The 16,374-nt window shown below is 53.4% G+C and carries 23 protein-coding genes and 1 tRNA gene; 15 read left to right on the forward strand and 9 right to left on the reverse strand.

Annotated features, from left to right (window positions below):
• Positions 1-21: 21 nt before the first annotated feature.
• The 8 genes from HPY71_03850 to HPY71_03885 all read left to right on the forward strand — a co-directional run bounded on the left by HPY71_03850 (position 22) and on the right by HPY71_03885 (position 4,893).
• On the forward strand, positions 22-393 hold the full coding sequence (locus HPY71_03850; GenBank protein ID NPV52640.1) for an HNH endonuclease: 372 nt from the start codon (positions 22-24) through the stop codon (positions 391-393).
• A 60-nt stretch (positions 394-453) separates the two neighbouring features.
• Positions 454-789, forward strand: a complete 336-nt coding sequence (locus HPY71_03855; GenBank protein NPV52641.1) for a phage head closure protein — start codon at positions 454-456, stop codon at positions 787-789.
• 13 nt (positions 790-802) lie between these two features.
• Positions 803-1,129 carry a hypothetical protein gene (locus tag HPY71_03860; GenBank protein ID NPV52642.1) on the forward strand — a complete coding sequence of 109 codons (327 nt, stop codon included), beginning with the start codon at positions 803-805 and terminating at the stop codon, positions 1,127-1,129.
• Positions 1,110-1,334, forward strand: a complete 225-nt coding sequence (locus tag HPY71_03865) for a hypothetical protein (protein ID NPV52643.1) — start codon at positions 1,110-1,112, stop codon at positions 1,332-1,334. The genes HPY71_03860 and HPY71_03865 overlap by 20 nt, the downstream gene beginning before the upstream one ends.
• A gap of 197 nt (positions 1,335-1,531) precedes the next feature.
• Positions 1,532-2,839, forward strand: coding sequence for a phage major capsid protein (locus HPY71_03870; GenBank protein ID NPV52644.1), 1,308 nt, complete (start codon positions 1,532-1,534; stop codon positions 2,837-2,839).
• Between the two features lie 356 nt (positions 2,840-3,195).
• Positions 3,196-3,351 carry a hypothetical protein gene (locus HPY71_03875; GenBank protein ID NPV52645.1) on the forward strand — a complete coding sequence of 52 codons (156 nt, stop codon included), beginning with the start codon at positions 3,196-3,198 and terminating at the stop codon, positions 3,349-3,351.
• 23 nt (positions 3,352-3,374) lie between these two features.
• A complete protein-coding gene (locus tag HPY71_03880) occupies positions 3,375-3,647 on the forward strand; it encodes a hypothetical protein (protein ID NPV52646.1) in 273 nt (90 codons plus the stop codon).
• 112 nt (positions 3,648-3,759) lie between these two features.
• Entirely contained in the window at positions 3,760-4,893 is a 1,134-nt protein-coding gene (locus HPY71_03885) for a site-specific integrase (protein NPV52647.1), read from the forward strand.
• Between the two features lie 83 nt (positions 4,894-4,976).
• On the opposite strand, the gene HPY71_03890 is transcribed toward HPY71_03885, so the two are convergent.
• The 5 genes from HPY71_03890 to HPY71_03910 all read right to left on the reverse strand — a co-directional run bounded on the left by HPY71_03890 (position 4,977) and on the right by HPY71_03910 (position 7,604).
• Positions 4,977-5,061, reverse strand: a tRNA-Leu gene (locus tag HPY71_03890).
• Positions 5,062-5,133: 72 nt separating this feature from the next.
• On the reverse strand, positions 5,134-5,424 hold the full coding sequence (locus HPY71_03895; GenBank protein ID NPV52648.1) for an acylphosphatase: 291 nt from the start codon (positions 5,422-5,424) through the stop codon (positions 5,134-5,136).
• 378 nt (positions 5,425-5,802) lie between these two features.
• On the reverse strand, positions 5,803-6,069 hold the full coding sequence (locus tag HPY71_03900) for a hypothetical protein (protein NPV52649.1): 267 nt from the start codon (positions 6,067-6,069) through the stop codon (positions 5,803-5,805).
• Positions 6,070-6,172: 103 nt separating this feature from the next.
• A complete protein-coding gene (locus HPY71_03905) occupies positions 6,173-6,379 on the reverse strand; it encodes a hypothetical protein (protein ID NPV52650.1) in 207 nt (68 codons plus the stop codon).
• A gap of 124 nt (positions 6,380-6,503) precedes the next feature.
• On the reverse strand, positions 6,504-7,604 hold the full coding sequence (locus tag HPY71_03910) for a polysaccharide deacetylase family protein (GenBank protein NPV52651.1): 1,101 nt from the start codon (positions 7,602-7,604) through the stop codon (positions 6,504-6,506).
• 334 nt (positions 7,605-7,938) lie between these two features.
• Here HPY71_03910 and HPY71_03915 point away from each other — a divergent pair, with 334 nt between their 5' ends.
• Both HPY71_03915 and HPY71_03920 read left to right on the forward strand, forming a co-directional pair.
• Positions 7,939-8,730, forward strand: a complete 792-nt coding sequence (locus HPY71_03915) for a glutamine amidotransferase (protein ID NPV52652.1) — start codon at positions 7,939-7,941, stop codon at positions 8,728-8,730.
• A gap of 128 nt (positions 8,731-8,858) precedes the next feature.
• Positions 8,859-8,945: a hypothetical protein gene (locus HPY71_03920; protein NPV52653.1), complete on the forward strand. Its 87-nt coding sequence runs from the start codon at positions 8,859-8,861 to the stop codon at positions 8,943-8,945.
• A gap of 6 nt (positions 8,946-8,951) precedes the next feature.
• Here HPY71_03920 and HPY71_03925 read toward each other — a convergent pair whose 3' ends face one another.
• From HPY71_03925 to HPY71_03935, 3 genes are read right to left on the reverse strand one after another with little or no spacing between them, the layout of a single operon-like run.
• The gene (locus HPY71_03925; protein ID NPV52654.1) at positions 8,952-9,647 is read right to left on the reverse strand and encodes a DedA family protein; all 696 of its coding nucleotides are present in this window, start codon (positions 9,645-9,647) and stop codon (positions 8,952-8,954) included.
• A 32-nt stretch (positions 9,648-9,679) separates the two neighbouring features.
• Positions 9,680-10,426: a phosphatidylserine decarboxylase gene (locus HPY71_03930; GenBank protein ID NPV52655.1), complete on the reverse strand. Its 747-nt coding sequence runs from the start codon at positions 10,424-10,426 to the stop codon at positions 9,680-9,682.
• Positions 10,427-10,446: 20 nt separating this feature from the next.
• A complete protein-coding gene (locus HPY71_03935) occupies positions 10,447-11,517 on the reverse strand; it encodes a hypothetical protein (GenBank protein NPV52656.1) in 1,071 nt (356 codons plus the stop codon).
• A gap of 159 nt (positions 11,518-11,676) precedes the next feature.
• On the opposite strand from HPY71_03935, the gene HPY71_03940 reads away from it, so the two are divergent.
• The 5 genes from HPY71_03940 to HPY71_03960 all read left to right on the forward strand — a co-directional run bounded on the left by HPY71_03940 (position 11,677) and on the right by HPY71_03960 (position 15,446).
• A complete protein-coding gene (locus HPY71_03940) occupies positions 11,677-12,048 on the forward strand; it encodes a hypothetical protein (GenBank protein NPV52657.1) in 372 nt (123 codons plus the stop codon).
• Entirely contained in the window at positions 12,045-12,497 is a 453-nt protein-coding gene (locus HPY71_03945) for a type II toxin-antitoxin system VapC family toxin (GenBank protein NPV52658.1), read from the forward strand. Before HPY71_03940 ends, HPY71_03945 begins: the two co-directional genes overlap by 4 nt.
• A 383-nt stretch (positions 12,498-12,880) precedes the next feature.
• A complete protein-coding gene (locus tag HPY71_03950) occupies positions 12,881-13,213 on the forward strand; it encodes a hypothetical protein (GenBank protein ID NPV52659.1) in 333 nt (110 codons plus the stop codon).
• Positions 13,214-13,355: 142 nt separating this feature from the next.
• The gene (locus HPY71_03955) at positions 13,356-14,024 is read left to right on the forward strand and encodes a response regulator transcription factor (protein ID NPV52660.1); all 669 of its coding nucleotides are present in this window, start codon (positions 13,356-13,358) and stop codon (positions 14,022-14,024) included.
• Between the two features lie 30 nt (positions 14,025-14,054).
• Positions 14,055-15,446, forward strand: coding sequence for a HAMP domain-containing protein (locus HPY71_03960; GenBank protein NPV52661.1), 1,392 nt, complete (start codon positions 14,055-14,057; stop codon positions 15,444-15,446).
• Here the strand turns inward: HPY71_03960 and HPY71_03965 are convergent.
• Positions 15,438-15,968, reverse strand: a complete 531-nt coding sequence (locus tag HPY71_03965) for an HD-GYP domain-containing protein (GenBank protein NPV52662.1) — start codon at positions 15,966-15,968, stop codon at positions 15,438-15,440. The genes HPY71_03960 and HPY71_03965 overlap by 9 nt on opposite strands.
• Between the last annotated feature and the right edge of the window lie 406 nt (positions 15,969-16,374).

Raw genomic sequence — 16,374 nt, forward strand, 5'->3', positions numbered from 1 at the left:
CAGCGGAGGAGGTGAAAGAGCGTGCCGACAAGACTAAAGAAACCCTGCGCTTATCCCCTATGCCCTGAGCTTGCGGCTCCTGGCGAGCGATACTGTTCGAAACATAGGACTGCGAGACGGCAGGAGGACAGGGAATACAAACGCAGGCGCGCAGATAAGGAGGAGCAGGCCTTCTACACAAGCGAGCGTTGGCGCAGGTTGAGGAAATGGAAGCTGATGCAGAATCCATTGTGCGAGGAGTGCGGGGCGCTGGCGCAGATAGTTGACCACATAAAGCCTATCAAGGAGGGTGGCGACCCGATGTTGATTGATAATCTTCAATCCTTGTGTATTGCTTGTCATAACAGGAAACATATGGGAGGGCGGGGAAAATCTTCAGAAGCTGACGGCTAAGAGTCGGAGGGGCGGCTTCGAAAACATGACCGCGAAATTCGTTAAGGGGGGTATCCGGGCATGATAGGCAAGCTGAGATATCGAATTACGATTGAGGGCGAGACCACAACGGCAGGAGAAGGCGGCGTTCTGATAACTACATGGCAACCCGTGGCGACCGTGTGGGCGCATATAGCCCCCCTCCGTGGGCAGGAGCTATTTGAGGCTATGCAGTTGGTCAACAAGGTATCGCATCGGGTGATGGTGCGCTATCAGAAGGCCTTGGAGAGTATAGTCAGCGGCCATAGGATACGCTGGCAGGACGGCCTGCATGAGCGGGTATTCAACATCACGGCAAGTCTAGCAGATAACAGGCATGAGTGGATTATTCTAGAATGCCAAGAGGTAATTCAATGAGGAGGTGTTTGGCGTGATTGACGAGGGTGGACTGCTCAATGAGGAACGGGAGATAGCGGCGCGGGTGCTGTCGCAATATCATGCTGAAAGGTTGGCTAGGGTGATCTCGAAGGCAACAGAAGCTTGTAGGGGCGTCCTAGTTGCGTATGAAGAGCTTGAGAAAGCAGGATTGAATGAAAAGGCTGACTCCGTGGTGTGGGCGGATCGGGTGCATGAATTCTTTGTCCGGCTGTCTAAGGTCGAGGCCGTCCTGAGCGAACGCGAGGCGCTAAACGGCATAGGGGAAGCGCTGAATGCCTTGATGAGGGGAGGTGACGCCGATGTCGGACGTATACATTAGTCCTCTCCTCCGGGCATGGTCGAAGCTGACCAGTCGGATCGTGAATGAAGGCCGTGATCCTACCCCTGAGGAGGAGCAGGAACTTGAGGCCCTGAGGAAGGCATGGAACGAGGAAGAGGAGCGCAGGGGCCGCGAAGAGCGGCGCAAGGAAAAGCGGCTTGCCAAAGGTGGGACGTGGATTGACAAGGACCCGGAGTTAAGGTAAAATTATCCTGAGGCCGGTGGAGGCCGAACAATTGCATACGCAACTACGGACCGTTGGAGGCCGCTAGGAGCTTACTGCTAAGGGTTCGAGCTGACCCCTTGCCGTTGGAGGCACGGGCGAAGCAAGAGCGCTGGCAAGCCCCTGGCGGCCTTTGTGCTTGTCAGGGGGCACCAAGACAAGAAAGGAGCGAGTCAAACATGGAATTTGACAAGAATGAACTGCGGAGGGAGCGAGCCCGACTGATAGCTGAGGGGCGGGCGCTGCTCAATAAAGCCGAGAAGGAAAAGCGAGAGCTCAATGCCGCGGAGGAGCAGCGATTCAAGGAAATACTGGGAGCCATAGACTGGATGGCGCGACAAATCGGTGGGCTATCGACCTCCGATCAGACTTCCTTTGACGAGATCGAGGCGGAACTTAGCAAGTCCCAAGGCACAATCGTAGGAGGCAAGGAACCCATCGAGGGGCAACGGTGGTATGAGAACCCTGGCGAGATTCGGGTGTTGCGGCGAGAGCAGAAGATAGCTGAGAACCGGAGCTACAACCTCCCGGACGGCATAAGGCCTGATGAGCTATCCCTGGGGCGGCTGCTGCGCGGGGTTGTGAGCGGGAATTGGCATGGCGCTGAGGCTGAGAGACGGGCGCTCAGTGAAGGAACCGACACGTTGGGCGGCTATCTTGTGCCGGAACCCCTGGCACTTAGGGTGATAGACCTCGCACGGAATCAGGCGCGGGTAATGGAAGCCGGGGCGCTCACTGTGCCGATGGAAGAATCTTCGCTGAAAATGGCCCGTGTGACGAGTGATCCTACGGCGTATTGGCGGGCTGAGAATGAGGCCATAACAGAGTCCGATATGACCTTCGGCGCGATAACGCTATACGCGAAGGCGCTTGCTGCGCTATGCCGGGTGTCCATCGAGCTTATCGAGGATGCGGTGAACATGCCGCAGCTTGTCGAGAGCGCTCTATCCCAGGCCCTGGCGCTGGAGCTTGACCGGGCAGCGTTATTCGGGAACGGGGTAAGCGAGCCTATGGGGCTTTACAACACTGCGGATGTGCAGAAGGTAGACATGGGCACAAACGGCGCGGCGCTGACGAGCTTTGCGCCATTCTCTCAAGCCGTGCAGAAGGTGCAGGAAGCAAACGGAAGCCCAAAGGCGCTCATATGGGCCCCCCGGACGGCCGGTGAGGTAGATCGTCTTGTGGACACTACGGGACAACCCCTGCGGCCTCCTGCGAGCTTCGAGGCGTTGAGCAAGCTGGCCACTAAGCAGGTGCCGGTGAATCTGACCCACGGAACTGCTACAAATGCCACATGTGTATTCGTGGGCGACTTCTCGCAGATGCTGATAGGCATGAGGACGAACCTTACCCTTGAGGTAGCGAGGCAGGCGGCTGACGCATTCGGCAAGCTGCAGGTATTGATTCGAGCTTACCTGCGGGCTGATGTGCAGGTAGCGCGGCCACCTCACTTTTGCATAGTTGACGGGATCATTCCTCCAGCGTAAGTAAGTCTTCGGCGGTTTCTATCCCGTCGAAGTAATCCTCCTCCCCCCGGTGGCTCCTAACGCCGGGGGGTTCTATGGTATAATAAGTGCGAGCCATAAATCTGGGTTAGCGAGGGGGCCCCCTGGACATGTTCTGGGGGCTTCTGCTTTTTCCGGAGGCCTCTAGCGTGGCCGTAGAGCGGCGCTGGAGAACAAGCTAAGGTAGATTTACCTACCCGGGCGAAAGAAGGCCTTCAAGGGGCTCCTGGGGGGCATTCTGTGAGGCCGGAGGTCATTGAGGCGGAGCGGGCGAGGACCAAAAAATATCCTTGACAATATGGAGTATAGGTGTATAATCCATATTGGGAGGTGACAAGATGATTGATACGCATGTATTGCTTCCTGAGTCGGAGTATGAATGGCTGCGGCGTAAGGCGTATGAAGAACATAAAAGCGTGGCGCAAGTCATAAGGGAGATTATCCAACAGGCGAAGGCCGAGGCCGAAGCGAAGGCTGGAAAGCCTTCAAAATAACCTTAGAGGAGGTATATTAGGCAATGTATACTGTAGGGAGTCTTATGGTAGAGAGTGGGCGAAGTAAGGAAGAGTTAAAAGACCTGCTATGGTTCGCAAACGAGTTGCGGAGCATGAGCAAGGACAGGGTTAGAGCTTTACTCCTCACAATAAAGCTTTTCAGGCGGGGGCACAGAATAAATGAAAAGATGGCTGCCTGTCTTAATGACCTCTCTTCTTCCTCTGATAGCTTTAATGTTCTTGATGTCGTTGAAGGCCTGCTTGAGACCCGACTAAATTTACAAGAGGAGGCATGAGAGGTGACGCACCAAATTAGGGGTATCTCTTTGGGCCCACTAAGTGGTGGGGGAAATTATGCAAAGGCGCGGGGAGCTGAGAGTGTGAGCGCGGCTGAAGGGGGCTCGAAAAGTGGCCGGACAGATCATCCAGCGCGGTGACAATATTTTCCTTGTGCGAGTGTTTTTAGGCCGTGACGAGGGGGGGAATCGGCGCTATCACAACAAGACCATCCATGGCACCAAAAAGGATGCGCAGAAGTATTTGACGGCTGTCCTGCGGGAAAGAGACCTTGGAAATTTCGTCGAGCCAACAAAAGCAACTGTCGGCGAGTATCTATCAGACTGGATGAAGGATATAGCGATTCCACGGTTGAGGACCCGCACGGCCATGGAGTATGAGGGCTTACTAAAGCGTTATGTCTACCCTACTTTAGGACAGAGGAAGCTAATGCAGTTGACTCCGCAAGAAATCCAAAAACTCTACAATGACATGCTGGAGAGGGGACTATCAGCCCGAACCGTTAGATTTACCCATGCGGTATTGAGGAGCGCACTTAATCAGGCCGTAAAATGGGGAATGATTCCGAAGAATCCTGCATTACTTGTTGACTTGCCCCGGCAAGAGCGGAAGGAAATGCGCGTCCTCTCCAAGGAGCAGGTGGAGAAATTCCTTGAGACGGCCAAAGAGGACCGATGGTATACCTTATTTCTTTTGGCCGTGACTACGGGAATGAGGCCGGGAGAATATTTGGCACTGCAATGGAAAGATATTGACTTTGCGACAGGGAAATTGAGCGTATGCCGGACTCTAGTATATCGCGGCGGAGGCTGGCACTTCACCGAGCCAAAGACGTCGAGGAGCAGACGGACGATTAAGCTGCCCCCTACAGTGACGCAGGCATTAAAGGCGCACAAGGTAAAGCAGTTGGAGGAACGACTTGCAGCGGGCCCGGAATATGAGGATATGGGACTTGTTTTCGCGACTAGAAAAGGCCGTCCCCTGCAAGAATTGGATATTCTTCGCCAGCATTTTAGACCCGTCCTTGAGGCGGCTGGGCTCCCCAAAGATATTCGGCTATATGACCTGCGGCATACCTGCGCTACCCTTCTATTGGCGGGCGGCATAAACCCAAAGATAGTATCAGAAATGCTGGGGCATTCGAGCGTAGTAATGACCTTGGATACATACTCCCACGTGCTACCCGACATGCAACAAGGCGCTGTGGACCGGCTGGAGGCGATGCTGTTTGGTGGCACACATTGAAGAAGTTTGGCACACTATAGGCACACAATTGGGGGCAAATTGTTCTTCCCTTGATTTGGTAGTCCGGGAACCCTTGATATTATTGGTGCGAGAGGCGGGATTTGAACCCGCACGGGGGTTGCCCACCAGATCCTAAGTCTGGCGCGTCTGCCATTCCGCCACTCTCGCACTACATTTGGGTTGGTTATTCTATACTGCGGTCTGCTACGTCATTATAATAACATGGAGCCTTATGGCGTGTCAACGTATCGTGAAGCCTACAAGATCCCCCCGGTAATCGGACCACTCTACATCGACGCCTCTGACCCGCCCAAAGAGAGGGCCCTCTTCGAGCTCCTTTATAAACCTATCGAGGGTTGCTTTTTCTCCTTCAGCAACAACCTCGACACTGCCGTCGGGTAGGTTTCGCACAAAACCGCCCAAAGCGAGGCCCTCTGCAACGCTCCGGGCAAAGGCACGATATCCGACGCCCTGAACGTGGCCGTAGACGATGGCCCTAATCCTTGCATTGGTCCGAATTGCACCTGCCATCCTCATAAATACCCCATTTCTATGTGAGTATTCAAATATTATCGCCACTTTTCCAGTGGTTGCCGGTGTTTGCGCGACGGGGCCTTTGAAATTTGACAAGGTCCTCGCGCCAAATTTCAACGGAGGCGCGTCGCAAGCGCCGTCCCCAGAGCGCAACACCGTAAGTCCTGAGACGTGCTGGTAAACTGGCACAAATTAAGGAACTAGCACTTAGTACTAGCCTAATATTAGCCTAACGGATACATTCATTCAACTATCTATACGGGCATCCCATGGCCAAAATACCATCCCACAGCCAAAATATCGTCTTGTAGCCAGAATATACTCCCGGCGTCGCCGCCTGCCGCTGGAGGAGCCTGGCAGGCTCCTCCATAATCCCTAAAAGAACATCTTCCGCTTTGCAAGGAATACGATCGCCGCAATTGAAATTGCTAGGGACATCCCCAGTATGATATGGAAGGCATACGGCAGGCCCGCCAGCGGCAACTTTACGTTCATCCCATAGAAACTCGCCAGCATGGTGGGGAGTGCCAGGACAATCGTAACCGACGTCAAAAATTTCATCGCGATGTTCAGGTTATTGGAAATTACGGAAGCAAAAGCATCCATAGTGCTACTCAATATACTGGTGTATATGTCAGCCATCTCGATAGCCTGCTTGTTCTCGGTTATCACGTCTTCCAGGAGTCTTCATACATCTTGGGGGCTTTCGTAGCCGCTCCGGTCTCCGGTACTTCCTTATATTTGGCTATATGGTAGTGTAGCTGTCGTGGTGCTTGGAAGGGGACTCGTAATCATTGTATTTATCTAGATAGAGATTCCCCTGCGTATCGAGTGCAGCCAGCATAACCTGATCAGCTGTGGTTCCGCGGTTTTGGAGTTGCTGCATGAGCCATTCGGCTGTCAGGTTGTTGCGCCTGAGGTTTGAGGTGATCACCTGGCCTTCCAGAACCACGATGGTAGGTAGTATATATCTTCTATTCCCCGAACATGCAGGCGAACCTACCAAATGCATCCATGGCAGGCCTGACGACCGGTCTTCTGATAGGAGGCCGGTGGAGGAGCCATAAGGCTTAATCTTAATGTGGTAATATACTTGATGGGGCAATATGGCCGATAGCATGAGTGGGGTTCAAGGGATGTCTAGAATTCAGGAGATGTCTCGCCGATATCGTTTTTATCTTTGTGACCGCATCGAAAAACGAGGGGACTGGCGACAATGCACACGAGATTCGCCTGTTGAGTTCCGGGATCGTCACGTAGGAGTCGCCTGCGGAGATTCTTCGCACGAGCACCGCTCCTCGACCCGGCCTGTTAACGCCGCTCCTGATTGTGTAGAAGTACCGGTAGCCCATACCGCGGGCGAGCCTGATTACGGTTGAATTATATGCGCCATATGGGAAACACAAAGATGTTACTCTTGTGTGCAGGTTCTCTTCCAAAAGATGCTTGGAAAGCCATAGATCGCACCATACGCGCGTCTCATACTCGTCTGTGCTCTCCCTCCTTCTGAGCCCGGCATCATAGAGGGGCGCTACGAGGGCTGGCCGCTTGTGCCCGAACCGGTCGACTGGTGCATAATAATGTGAGTCATAGGTATGGGACTCCAGGGCAACAAGGCCGCTCTTCTCCATCTCTTTCATCTCGTTCCATGAAAGATGCGGGATATTGATGCTGTGACTTGTATTCCCGGTATCTCCCACAATTACGAAGTTTATGGCCGGGAATCGATACTTCTCGAGAGTGGGGTAAGCGTACTTGTAGAAGCTCTCATACCCGTCGTCGAATGTGATGAGAATGGCGTTATTCGGCACTTTACCCCTTCCATCCAGGAAATTCGCGAAGGCATCATGGGAGATCGGATTAAACCCCATTTTCTTAAGGTAAAGCATGTGGGCGTCAAAGAGCTCGGGAGGGATAACTCCTCTCCTCTGATGCTGAAAACCAATCTGGTGATACATTAGCACAACAACGCAATCGTGGTATCTCGGGGGAAACACATTCGGGATAGGTGGGGAGCTTATTCTAGCCTCGTCATGTAGTATCCTTGCCCGGGTGCCTGCCGGAAATATAACAGCGCAAAGGATGAGCAAGAGGAGAATTGGCGCTGCAGCTAAACGCCCTGAGTGGGGCAGAACCAGATCTAGATGCTTTAGGAACTTCGAATCCCTCTCCCTCACCTTACAGCCTCCCAAGTCCCAAAACCGGCCCGTGATTGATTCATTATCGAGCTCATTATTGAATTAAGCTTTTCATTGGAAAGAAGCATAGGCAAAGAATCATAGGTATTGAAATGAAGTATAAACCTATTGGAAACATAGCTTCTAACCATTTATAACCATTTGGGCATGATCTAAATCTCTAAACGTAAAAGATATCGAATCGGTTCCCGACTGGGCGCCTTCGATTACTATTTTTGCGGTTTTAATGCTGGTTTAATCTCCTCTTGCTAAATTGGAGCAAAGAGTGAAAAGCCCGAAAGAGCCCAAATATCTCTGGAAGGTGTAGATATCTATGAAACTCACTATATGTCATCTCTACCCGGATCTTATGAATACCTATGGCGACAGGGGAAATATGATCACGCTCTACAGGAGAGCTTTGTGGCGCGGGATAGAGGTGGAGGTGGTCCCCGTATCCATAGGGGAAAACCTGGATTTTAGGGCCTTCGATCTCATCTTCTTCGGCGGGGGCCAGGATAAGGAGCAGAGGCTCGTATGCCAGGACCTTGTGGCTTTGAAGAAGGGTTCTCTAATCGATGCTATAGAAGATGGCGTCGTTGTCCTCGCCGTGTGCGGCGGTTATCAGCTCCTGGGAGAATATTACCGAACCTTGGGGGGTGAGGAGTTGCCGGGCGTAGGAGCCTTGGATATAAGGACAGAGGCGGGAAGCAAGCGATTCATAGGGAATGTTGTAATAGAGTCGCAATTGCCCCTGGAGGGAGTGCCAACCCTGTGGGGAACGCCAACCATGATGGGAGCACCCACCATAGTTGGGACCCCAATTATGGTGGGTTTTGAGAATCACTCCGGGAGGACCTATCTTGGGGACAAAACGCGCCCGCTTGGGAGGGTGATTGTGGGACATGGCAATAATGGGGGGGACGGTTCAGAGGGTTGCATATACAAGAATACCTACGGCACCTATCTCCATGGCCCCCTCTTGCCGAAGAACCCCCACTTTGCCGATTATCTCATTCAAACCGCCCTGAGCAGGGAGTACAACGGAGTTAGGCTCCAGCCGCTTGACGACGGAATGGAGCTCAGGGCGCACCGTGCTGCGGTTGCGCGCGCTAGAAGACATTAGGAGTCATTTATTTTATGATTAAATTATCATTCGCGAACGTTGCGGTTTTTTATGCTGCATATGCTTTATCGAGCCTCTGGCGCCTGTGGAATTTGGTGTAATCCTCTGCCCTCTACCCGGTTAGCATTATGCCGGCATGGCTTCGACTTGTATCAGTGGCAAACCCCTTGAGCTACATCGTCGAAGCTCTCCGGAGCCTCCTCCATTGTTGTTGACCGGAGTTAGGGGCGGTTACGCCAACGAATACTCCCGCGCCACAGCACGTAAAGGTAACCGCCGACCAGGACCAGCACTACGATGGCAATTAAGAGCCAAAGAAAGGGTCGCATGCCCAAAACCTCGAGATATGTGCGGGCTCGCATGAATTTCAGGACCCCGACTCCCAACTTCCATGCTGCAAGTTGCCATACAAAACACCATGTGGACGCAGCCATGATAGACGCGGCCAGGTATTTCCGCATATCCAGGCCTATGAAGCCAGCTGCCAGGATGGCGGGGGTGCGAATCGGGCCGAACCAGCGGCTGATAAACACAGTAAAGGCCCCATACTTTTCAAACCATCTCTTGATCATGACGAGGTCTCTTGATCGAATAAATCTTGAACGAAGAAATCTGAAGCGATGTTTGTAGTTGCCTTCCCGTGCCCGTGCCCGAACCTCGTCTTCGTCATCCCTGGCAATTACCAGGTTTCGGCCTGCGGCTCCGACAAAATAGCCTATGATGTTGCCGGCGATATTGCCCGACGCTGCGGCGACCACCGCCAGCAGGAAGCTCATGCGGCCGCTCTGAATAAAATAACCTGCTCCGAGAAACACGATCTCCAGGGGGATGCCTGGCATGCCGGTGCCCTCCAGTGCCAGGACGGCAAATATGAGCAAGTAACCATAGTGATGAAAAAGCAACATCACCTGCTGCAAGGCGCGTGTCCCCCCCCCGATGCGAAACCTCGTCAAGCCGGCTTCGCGGCTGACCCTGCGGCGGGGCTAATACGCGCGATTATAGTCTTTCCGCCGTACACCTGCTCCCCCACCCTGGCCACAATCTCGATGTCAGCCTCCGCCCCTGGTGTTACAGGGATTACTAGGTCTACTTGTGAACCCCTTTCTATAAATGAAAGCTTCTGTCCGGCCTTGACTACATCCCCCTCGGTCACGAAGCACCTGATTTTATTGATGAACTTATCAGCTATTTCCACCACGGCCAGCTTGAGCCTATCTCCCTCGATGAACAGGGTATTCCGCTCATTCAGTAGATGATATTTGCGGCCGAAAAGGTCAACGGCCTTCCGGAGATATGTGAGTCTTATATACTCCCACATGTCCAGCATCGGCAGGTTAAGAGCAGCCTGAGTATGGACTATACGGCATACTTTCCCTGATATGGGTGCATAATTGAAATGTACATCCAGCGGTGTCATGTATATCCCAATCATCCAGCCGGATTCCCCCATAGCGAAGTCCATCTTTGAAATCTCAGATATGGGGATCCTCTGGCCGAGTTTCTCCGAGTAAACCTCGCCGTTCTCGAACCTGCGCGCGTAGATCAGCTTGCCGTCTGCCGGGGCGAGGATCGCATCCTCATCACCAGGCGGGATCCTCACAGGATCACGGTAAAACCAGATGCGCCTCAAAAACCACACAAGGCCCAGGATCAAAAGCGCCACGGCCGCGATAATAGTTGTGATAACGACGAGCATTTCCAGTGTTATGCTTATGCTCAATGTTCCCTCAGACCCTTCATGACAATATATGGAAGCTTGACAACGTAGTAGAATAGAAGCCCTGAAGCAGCACGGAAGGCCCACTTCCCTAAACTCTGGGCTGTTATCCTGTGCACTGCCTCCGCCGGGATTTCTATCTCCGGGCTAAAGATGCCATTTCTATATGCATTATCCACGGCAAGATAGGTTTTGAGCGTACCATGCTTCTTCCAACACTCGTAGAGTTCGTCGGAGGCCGTCCGGCGAAAAAGGCTCTCATCCACCTCACACAGCTCCCGGAGCTCTGAATATAGTTTCGAGTATAATAATCTTTCCCCACTTCCATAGCCGCTATAGCCCATTTGCGCAGCGGTTTCCCTGAAGTGCCTGTAGGAATCCTCATTCCAGGTAAATTGCCTGCCGGTTTTGAGGATCGCCACAATGCACCGGAGGAGCGCCCGCGCCCGCTCAAGGTCCCAGACCGGGTCGAATATCCTGAGCTCGATAGTGCCCAGGCGCTTGGATACGATCATATCCTGGAATCTATATTGCTCATTTCCCTTCCGGAGCGGGCCAATAGCATATGACTTGGCGATCCGAAAAGACTGCCCGAAGTATCTCCCCCTTGCGAGGGGCGAGCTTGCAGTGAGGAGCGCGAGCAGCGGCAGGAAGTGCGCAAGATTTGAATAGATGCGCTCCCTCTCCTGATCTGGCACCGGCCCTACATGGATATGAAGGCCACAGGTGTTCGTGGGGGCTTCAAGGTCGAAGAGATGGCCGATGGGAAGGATCAATCCGTCACACACCGAGGCAAGCTCCCGCCTCCGGGCGGCGAGGTCCTCGATGAGCGCGCAAACTGAAGAGTGAACACCGGTGGATACCTCTATCCCGCTCATTACAGCCTGGCGTAAGTCCCTACCCCGGGCGAAATTTGAGGCCGAATGGGTGTAATAATATGACGGATTACGCCACAGGAGCCTTGCAAGGTAATAAAGGGAACCAAGCGATGGCAGGACCGGCTCCGCAACGAAAACCTCTTCTTCGAGGCCTAGGAGAATGTATTCCCCGTCAACCTGCTTAGCCTGCATATGCTCTGCTCAGCCCGCATGCATAAGTCTGGATGCATAAGTCCGGATACACAAGCCTGCATCTACAAACCCGCACGCCGGTTGGGTTCAGCCCTCCCTTTTAATGCCTTTGCTTTATGTTATAATTCCCTTATGCGACAATTATAGGTCCTCGGAGGGTTGAAATCAAGGACCGATCGCCAGATCGCCAGCTTTGAACTCTTGACTTGCGACATGCATTATGATATGATGCATATGGTGATGCATATGAAAGATGCTAATAATAATTCACCCAAGGCCATCACGGTACGTATTCCAGGGGACGAGTATGAGCGTTTGCGGAAGTATGCTGCAGCTCGTAATGTCTCTCTGAACTCAGTGGTAGCTGAGGCCATCGCCCAATACGGGACGAAGCTCGAACGCCATCAGGCCATTAGCAGGATACAGACTTTCCAGATGCAGCTCCGTGACGGGCGCAAAGAAGGCAGCGATTCGGTGGATTCGCTCCGCCGAATACGAGAAACCCGCAGCAAACGGGGTGATAAACCATGAGCATCTGCGTAGATGCAAGCTTGGTCTTGAAGTGGCTGACATACGAGCCCGGGAGCGACGAAGCGCTCGTGTGGCTTAATATGCATGCTAGCGACGAGATCATTGCTCCCTCGTTCCTCTCCCTGGAGGTCGCCTCAGTGCTCCGGCAGAAGACACGGCGTGCCGAGATGACCTCGGAGGAAAGCCTGGAGGCGCTCCACCTCCTGGATAAGCTAAAAATCCGGTTCATGTGGGACTGGACCCTTTTGGAGAGAGCCTTAGAACTGGCTATTGAGCTAGACCAGTCCACAGCCTACGATACCGCGTACCTCGCCCTTGCCGAAAGGGAGGAGTGCGAACTGTGGACGGCGGATGCATGCTTCGCGCGCGCTGCGTCACCCCGGTACCCTATTGTTCGGCTTCTGACACCCCATCCGCTGAGCTGCGACTCTATTGGGTGGCCCCAATAGTTAGCCTGAACATTCTATCTCATATATCTGCCATACTATCATACTTGCATAATATACAACTCTTCATTACTCCCGATCGTGACCGTGCTCCCCCTGACCTCGATACGGCCTATCCACTGATTAAACACACCCTTCTGGGTCGCATTGGCCTTATGTTAAAGCCCATAGCAGAGTAGATTAGAAAACTCTAATACGCTTCTCATTGCTTTCTCATCATAGCCGGGTAGACTGGGAGATAGTCGAGAGGGAGTAAACCTGGACCTGAAGTATGGAGAGTATGGTATGGAATATGGTACTTACATAACGGTCAACCATGCGGACCATATAGTGGTACAGGGAAACGGGACCCTTCGGCAATAACAGTTTCATGGAGGTGACAGAGGATGTCACGAAAGGTAAAAGCCTTAGGGATTCTGATGGTGCTGTGTCTTGCACTCTCGGTCTCGCTTCTTGCGTATGCAAAGGCCGGCGCGGGGGCAGGTGCCGCTGGGGTGGGGGATATAGCCCAGCAGGGGACGTCGGTGGCCTCCACGCCCACCCAGATCGCTTCCGATCAGGCTCAGGCTCAGGCTGGGGCGGACGATGAGAAGATGACAGCCGAGTCTGAGAAGGAGAACGAGTCGGAGTCCGAAGCGACCCCGGGCCAGGATCCAGTGGAAGCTCCCGGCACACCCGGGTATGAAGAGGGAAACTTCGACGGGCAGCATGAATTCTAACTTCACCCTGATTGGCTGTGTGTTGCATATCGCGTGAGTCATAAGGCCGGCGGATGTATCTGCCGGCTTTAATTGCGATTTTTGCACCGGCCCTTTCATTTATATATAATGGTATATATAATGGACCCCAGGGGTGATCATGTTGCGGGTTCTTGTGGTGGAGGATGAACCAAAAATCGCATCCTTTGTCAGGCAGGGGCTGGAGGAGGAGGGCTATGCCGTAGACGTAGCCGGGGATGGGGAGTCTGCGCTCGACTATGCTGGGAGCGCTCAATATGACCTCCTGATACTGGACATCATGCTGCCGAAGAGGGACGGGGTGAGCGTATGCCAGGAATTACGTAAACGGGGATTTAAGACCCCCATTCTCATGCTCACGGCCAGAGATACAGTGGATGATCGTGTGGAAGGGCTCGATGCAGGGGCTGACGATTACCTGGTAAAACCCTTCGCATTTAAGGAACTCCTTGCGCGCGCGCGTGCGCTCCTACGCCGCCCGCGAGAGGTCGCGCCCGCGCGGCTCCAAGTGGGGGATCTCATACTTGATACCGCGACCCGCCATGCGGAGCGAGGAGGCCGTGTGATCGACCTCACCCTGAGGGAATATGCCCTGCTTGAGCTCTTGATGCGTCATAAAGGCCAGGTCCTAAGCCGCACCCAGATCGCCGAGCATGTATGGAACTTTGACTTTTACAGCGAGTCCAACATCGTGGATGTTTACATTCGCTATTTGCGCCTCAAAATCGATGCTGATTTTGAGAAGAAACTCATCCAGACGGTGCGCGGGGTGGGATACAAAATTGGGGAGTGAGTAGCCATAGGGGAAACGATGAAGCATTCTGTGCCCATACGAATTCGCCTTACAATATGGTATGTGCTCCTGGTTGGCGTCACGCTTGTGGTCTTCGGAGGCTTTCTATATTTCAACCTTGCTAGGGGGCTCTATGCCGAGGTTGATACAACTCTTCACTTAGTTGCCACCCAGGCCCTCCGCGGCATTGACAATGAAAATGGCAGGCCCTCCTTTCAGAATACCGAAGAACATGGGGACATTGCGAGCCGGGTGGAAGCCCGAGGGTTTACCATACGCCTCGTTGATGCCTCCGGCAATATACTGGACGGGCTCGGACATTATTCGGTATTGCCGCACCCTGGGGTTTCGGAGGGGTTCGAGACCGTGCGGATTTCAGGCAGGCCGTGGCGGGTGTATGTGCTGCCTCTCCCCTCCAGCCATAGCAATGTCGCTGCCGCAGACCATAGCAATGCTACGGTATACTTCCTCCAGGTGGCTGAGCCCCTGGGCAGGGTTGAGGATATTCTTGAGCGGGTAGGGGCGTTGCTGCTTCTCGGCATTCCAATTGTCATAAGCATAGCGACCCTTGGAGGCTTGTTTCTGTCCGGCCGGGCACTTGGACCTATTGACCGCTTGACGAGGCTTGCTCAATCCATAAGCGCAGAGGACCTCACGCGACGGCTGGATATGAAGCTACCCAATGATGAGGTTGGGAGGCTTGCCCGGACATTCAACGATATGCTCGAGAGGCTGGATTCTGCGTTTCGCCGCGAGCGCCAGTTCACCGCGGACGCAGCTCATGAACTGCGCACCCCCCTTACGGTAATGAAGGGGAATATCGACGTTACGCTCGCCAGGCCCCGGGATAGCAGTGAATATGTGAGGATTTTGGAGGAAATGGAGACCCAGGTGGATCGGCTGGCTCATCTCTCAGAGAACCTCCTCACCCTGGCACGGGGCGATACGGGAAAGACGGCCTTTCATCCCGAACGACTGGATATAGTGGTGCTGCTGGATGGCCTCGTAGAACAGGTAAGACCCCTTGCTGACTCAAAAGGCATACCGGTAAAACTTGAAGGACCAGATAGACTTACTCTTGTTGGGGACCAGGATCAGCTTGTTCGACTCTTCATCAATTTGCTCGATAACGCCATTAAATACACACCCCAAGGCGGCGAGGTATCGGTTACGGTCGCGAGCGATGGAATAAATGCAATAATCGCAGTAAAGGATACGGGCCCGGGAATCGGACCTGAACATATTCCCTACATCTTCGAACGGTTCTACCGGGTGGACAAGGCGCGCTCGAGGAACGAAGGCGGTAGCGGCCTTGGGCTTGCCATAGCAAAACATATCGTACAGCTTCATGGCGGGCGCATAGAGGTGGAGAGCGAACCTGGCAAGGGCAGCACCTTCATCGTAAGGCTACCTTTACGATGAAATCCCTTCTCTCTTCAAATAGGAGCAAAAAGCTCGCACAACCTCAGGATCAAACTGCGTGCCAGCGCACCGCTCGAGCTCCGACATAGCCTGCGAGATAGGCATAGCCTCCCTATATACCCTCTCTGAGATCATCGCATCAAAACTATCGGCGACACAGAGGATCCTGGACCCAAGAGGGATCTCTTCCCCCTTTATACCACGCGGGTAACCCTGCCCGTCGATCCGTTCATGATGGTAAAGGACAATCATGGCTATATCATGAAACCCCGGGATCTCGGCGATAAGCTCGAAACTTAGGATGGGGTGCCTGCGTATCTCCTTTAGCTCCTCGCTGGTAAGCCTGCCGGCCTTGGATAAGCACGACCTGGAAATTCCTATCTTCCCTACATCATGGAGAAGCCCTGCAAGGTGGACGGCCTTCTGGTCATCAAGGGGTAATTTCATCTCTCGGGCAATTGCCTTGCTGTACCTGGCAACGTTTTGAGAATGCCTGGTTGTATGAGTGTCGCGAGCATCCATAAGAACCGCAAGTGCCAGACAAAAAGCCTCCCCCAGTAGCCCTTTATTGTAATCCGCCTCGGCTAACTCTGAGATAAGTTGCTCTAGCATTTACCGCGTCCCCCCGCATGTGCTCTTTGCTCCAGAGTCCAAAGTCGCCGATAGAGTGATTTGACTGTTATACCGGTCATGCTCATCCTGGTTTCCGGGATCAATTAAGATGCCGCGGACCGCATCCGCTAACGTAAGATCTTGAAACCTTACGGTGTGGGCCAGCGTGAGGCATTTAAAATCCCTGTCCGTGAGGCGCTGGAATTTCGCGTTTTGCCGCGAGAGCTGAAGGATACATCTTGGGGGGAATATAGGAGCCAGGGGGATGGCGAGATGATAACTTATAATGGGCAAGACAGCAAGTGGAGGACGAAGG

The organism is Bacillota bacterium, assembly GCA_013178125.1.
Classification (GTDB): domain Bacteria; phylum Bacillota; class SHA-98; order Ch115; family JABLXJ01; genus JABLXL01.

Coding starts and splice junctions, on each gene's coding strand:
- HPY71_03895 (NPV52648.1), bottom strand. CDS start 5,424: ATGGCAGGTGCAATTCGGACCAATGCAAGGATTAGGGCCATCGTCTAC.
- HPY71_03900 (NPV52649.1), bottom strand. CDS start 6,069: ATGGCTGACATATACACCAGTATATTGAGTAGCACTATGGATGCTTTT.
- HPY71_03935 (NPV52656.1), bottom strand. CDS start 11,517: ATGCAGGCTAAGCAGGTTGACGGGGAATACATTCTCCTAGGCCTCGAA.
- HPY71_03950 (NPV52659.1), top strand. CDS start 12,881: ATGTCACGAAAGGTAAAAGCCTTAGGGATTCTGATGGTGCTGTGTCTT.
- HPY71_03870 (NPV52644.1), top strand. CDS start 1,532: ATGGAATTTGACAAGAATGAACTGCGGAGGGAGCGAGCCCGACTGATA.
- HPY71_03915 (NPV52652.1), top strand. CDS start 7,939: ATGAAACTCACTATATGTCATCTCTACCCGGATCTTATGAATACCTAT.
- HPY71_03855 (NPV52641.1), top strand. CDS start 454: ATGATAGGCAAGCTGAGATATCGAATTACGATTGAGGGCGAGACCACA.
- HPY71_03945 (NPV52658.1), top strand. CDS start 12,045: ATGAGCATCTGCGTAGATGCAAGCTTGGTCTTGAAGTGGCTGACATAC.
- HPY71_03920 (NPV52653.1), top strand. CDS start 8,859: ATGCCGGCATGGCTTCGACTTGTATCAGTGGCAAACCCCTTGAGCTAC.
- HPY71_03880 (NPV52646.1), top strand. CDS start 3,375: ATGTATACTGTAGGGAGTCTTATGGTAGAGAGTGGGCGAAGTAAGGAA.
- HPY71_03865 (NPV52643.1), top strand. CDS start 1,110: ATGTCGGACGTATACATTAGTCCTCTCCTCCGGGCATGGTCGAAGCTG.
- HPY71_03875 (NPV52645.1), top strand. CDS start 3,196: ATGATTGATACGCATGTATTGCTTCCTGAGTCGGAGTATGAATGGCTG.
- HPY71_03965 (NPV52662.1), bottom strand. CDS start 15,968: ATGGATGCTCGCGACACTCATACAACCAGGCATTCTCAAAACGTTGCC.
- HPY71_03930 (NPV52655.1), bottom strand. CDS start 10,426: ATGCTCGTCGTTATCACAACTATTATCGCGGCCGTGGCGCTTTTGATC.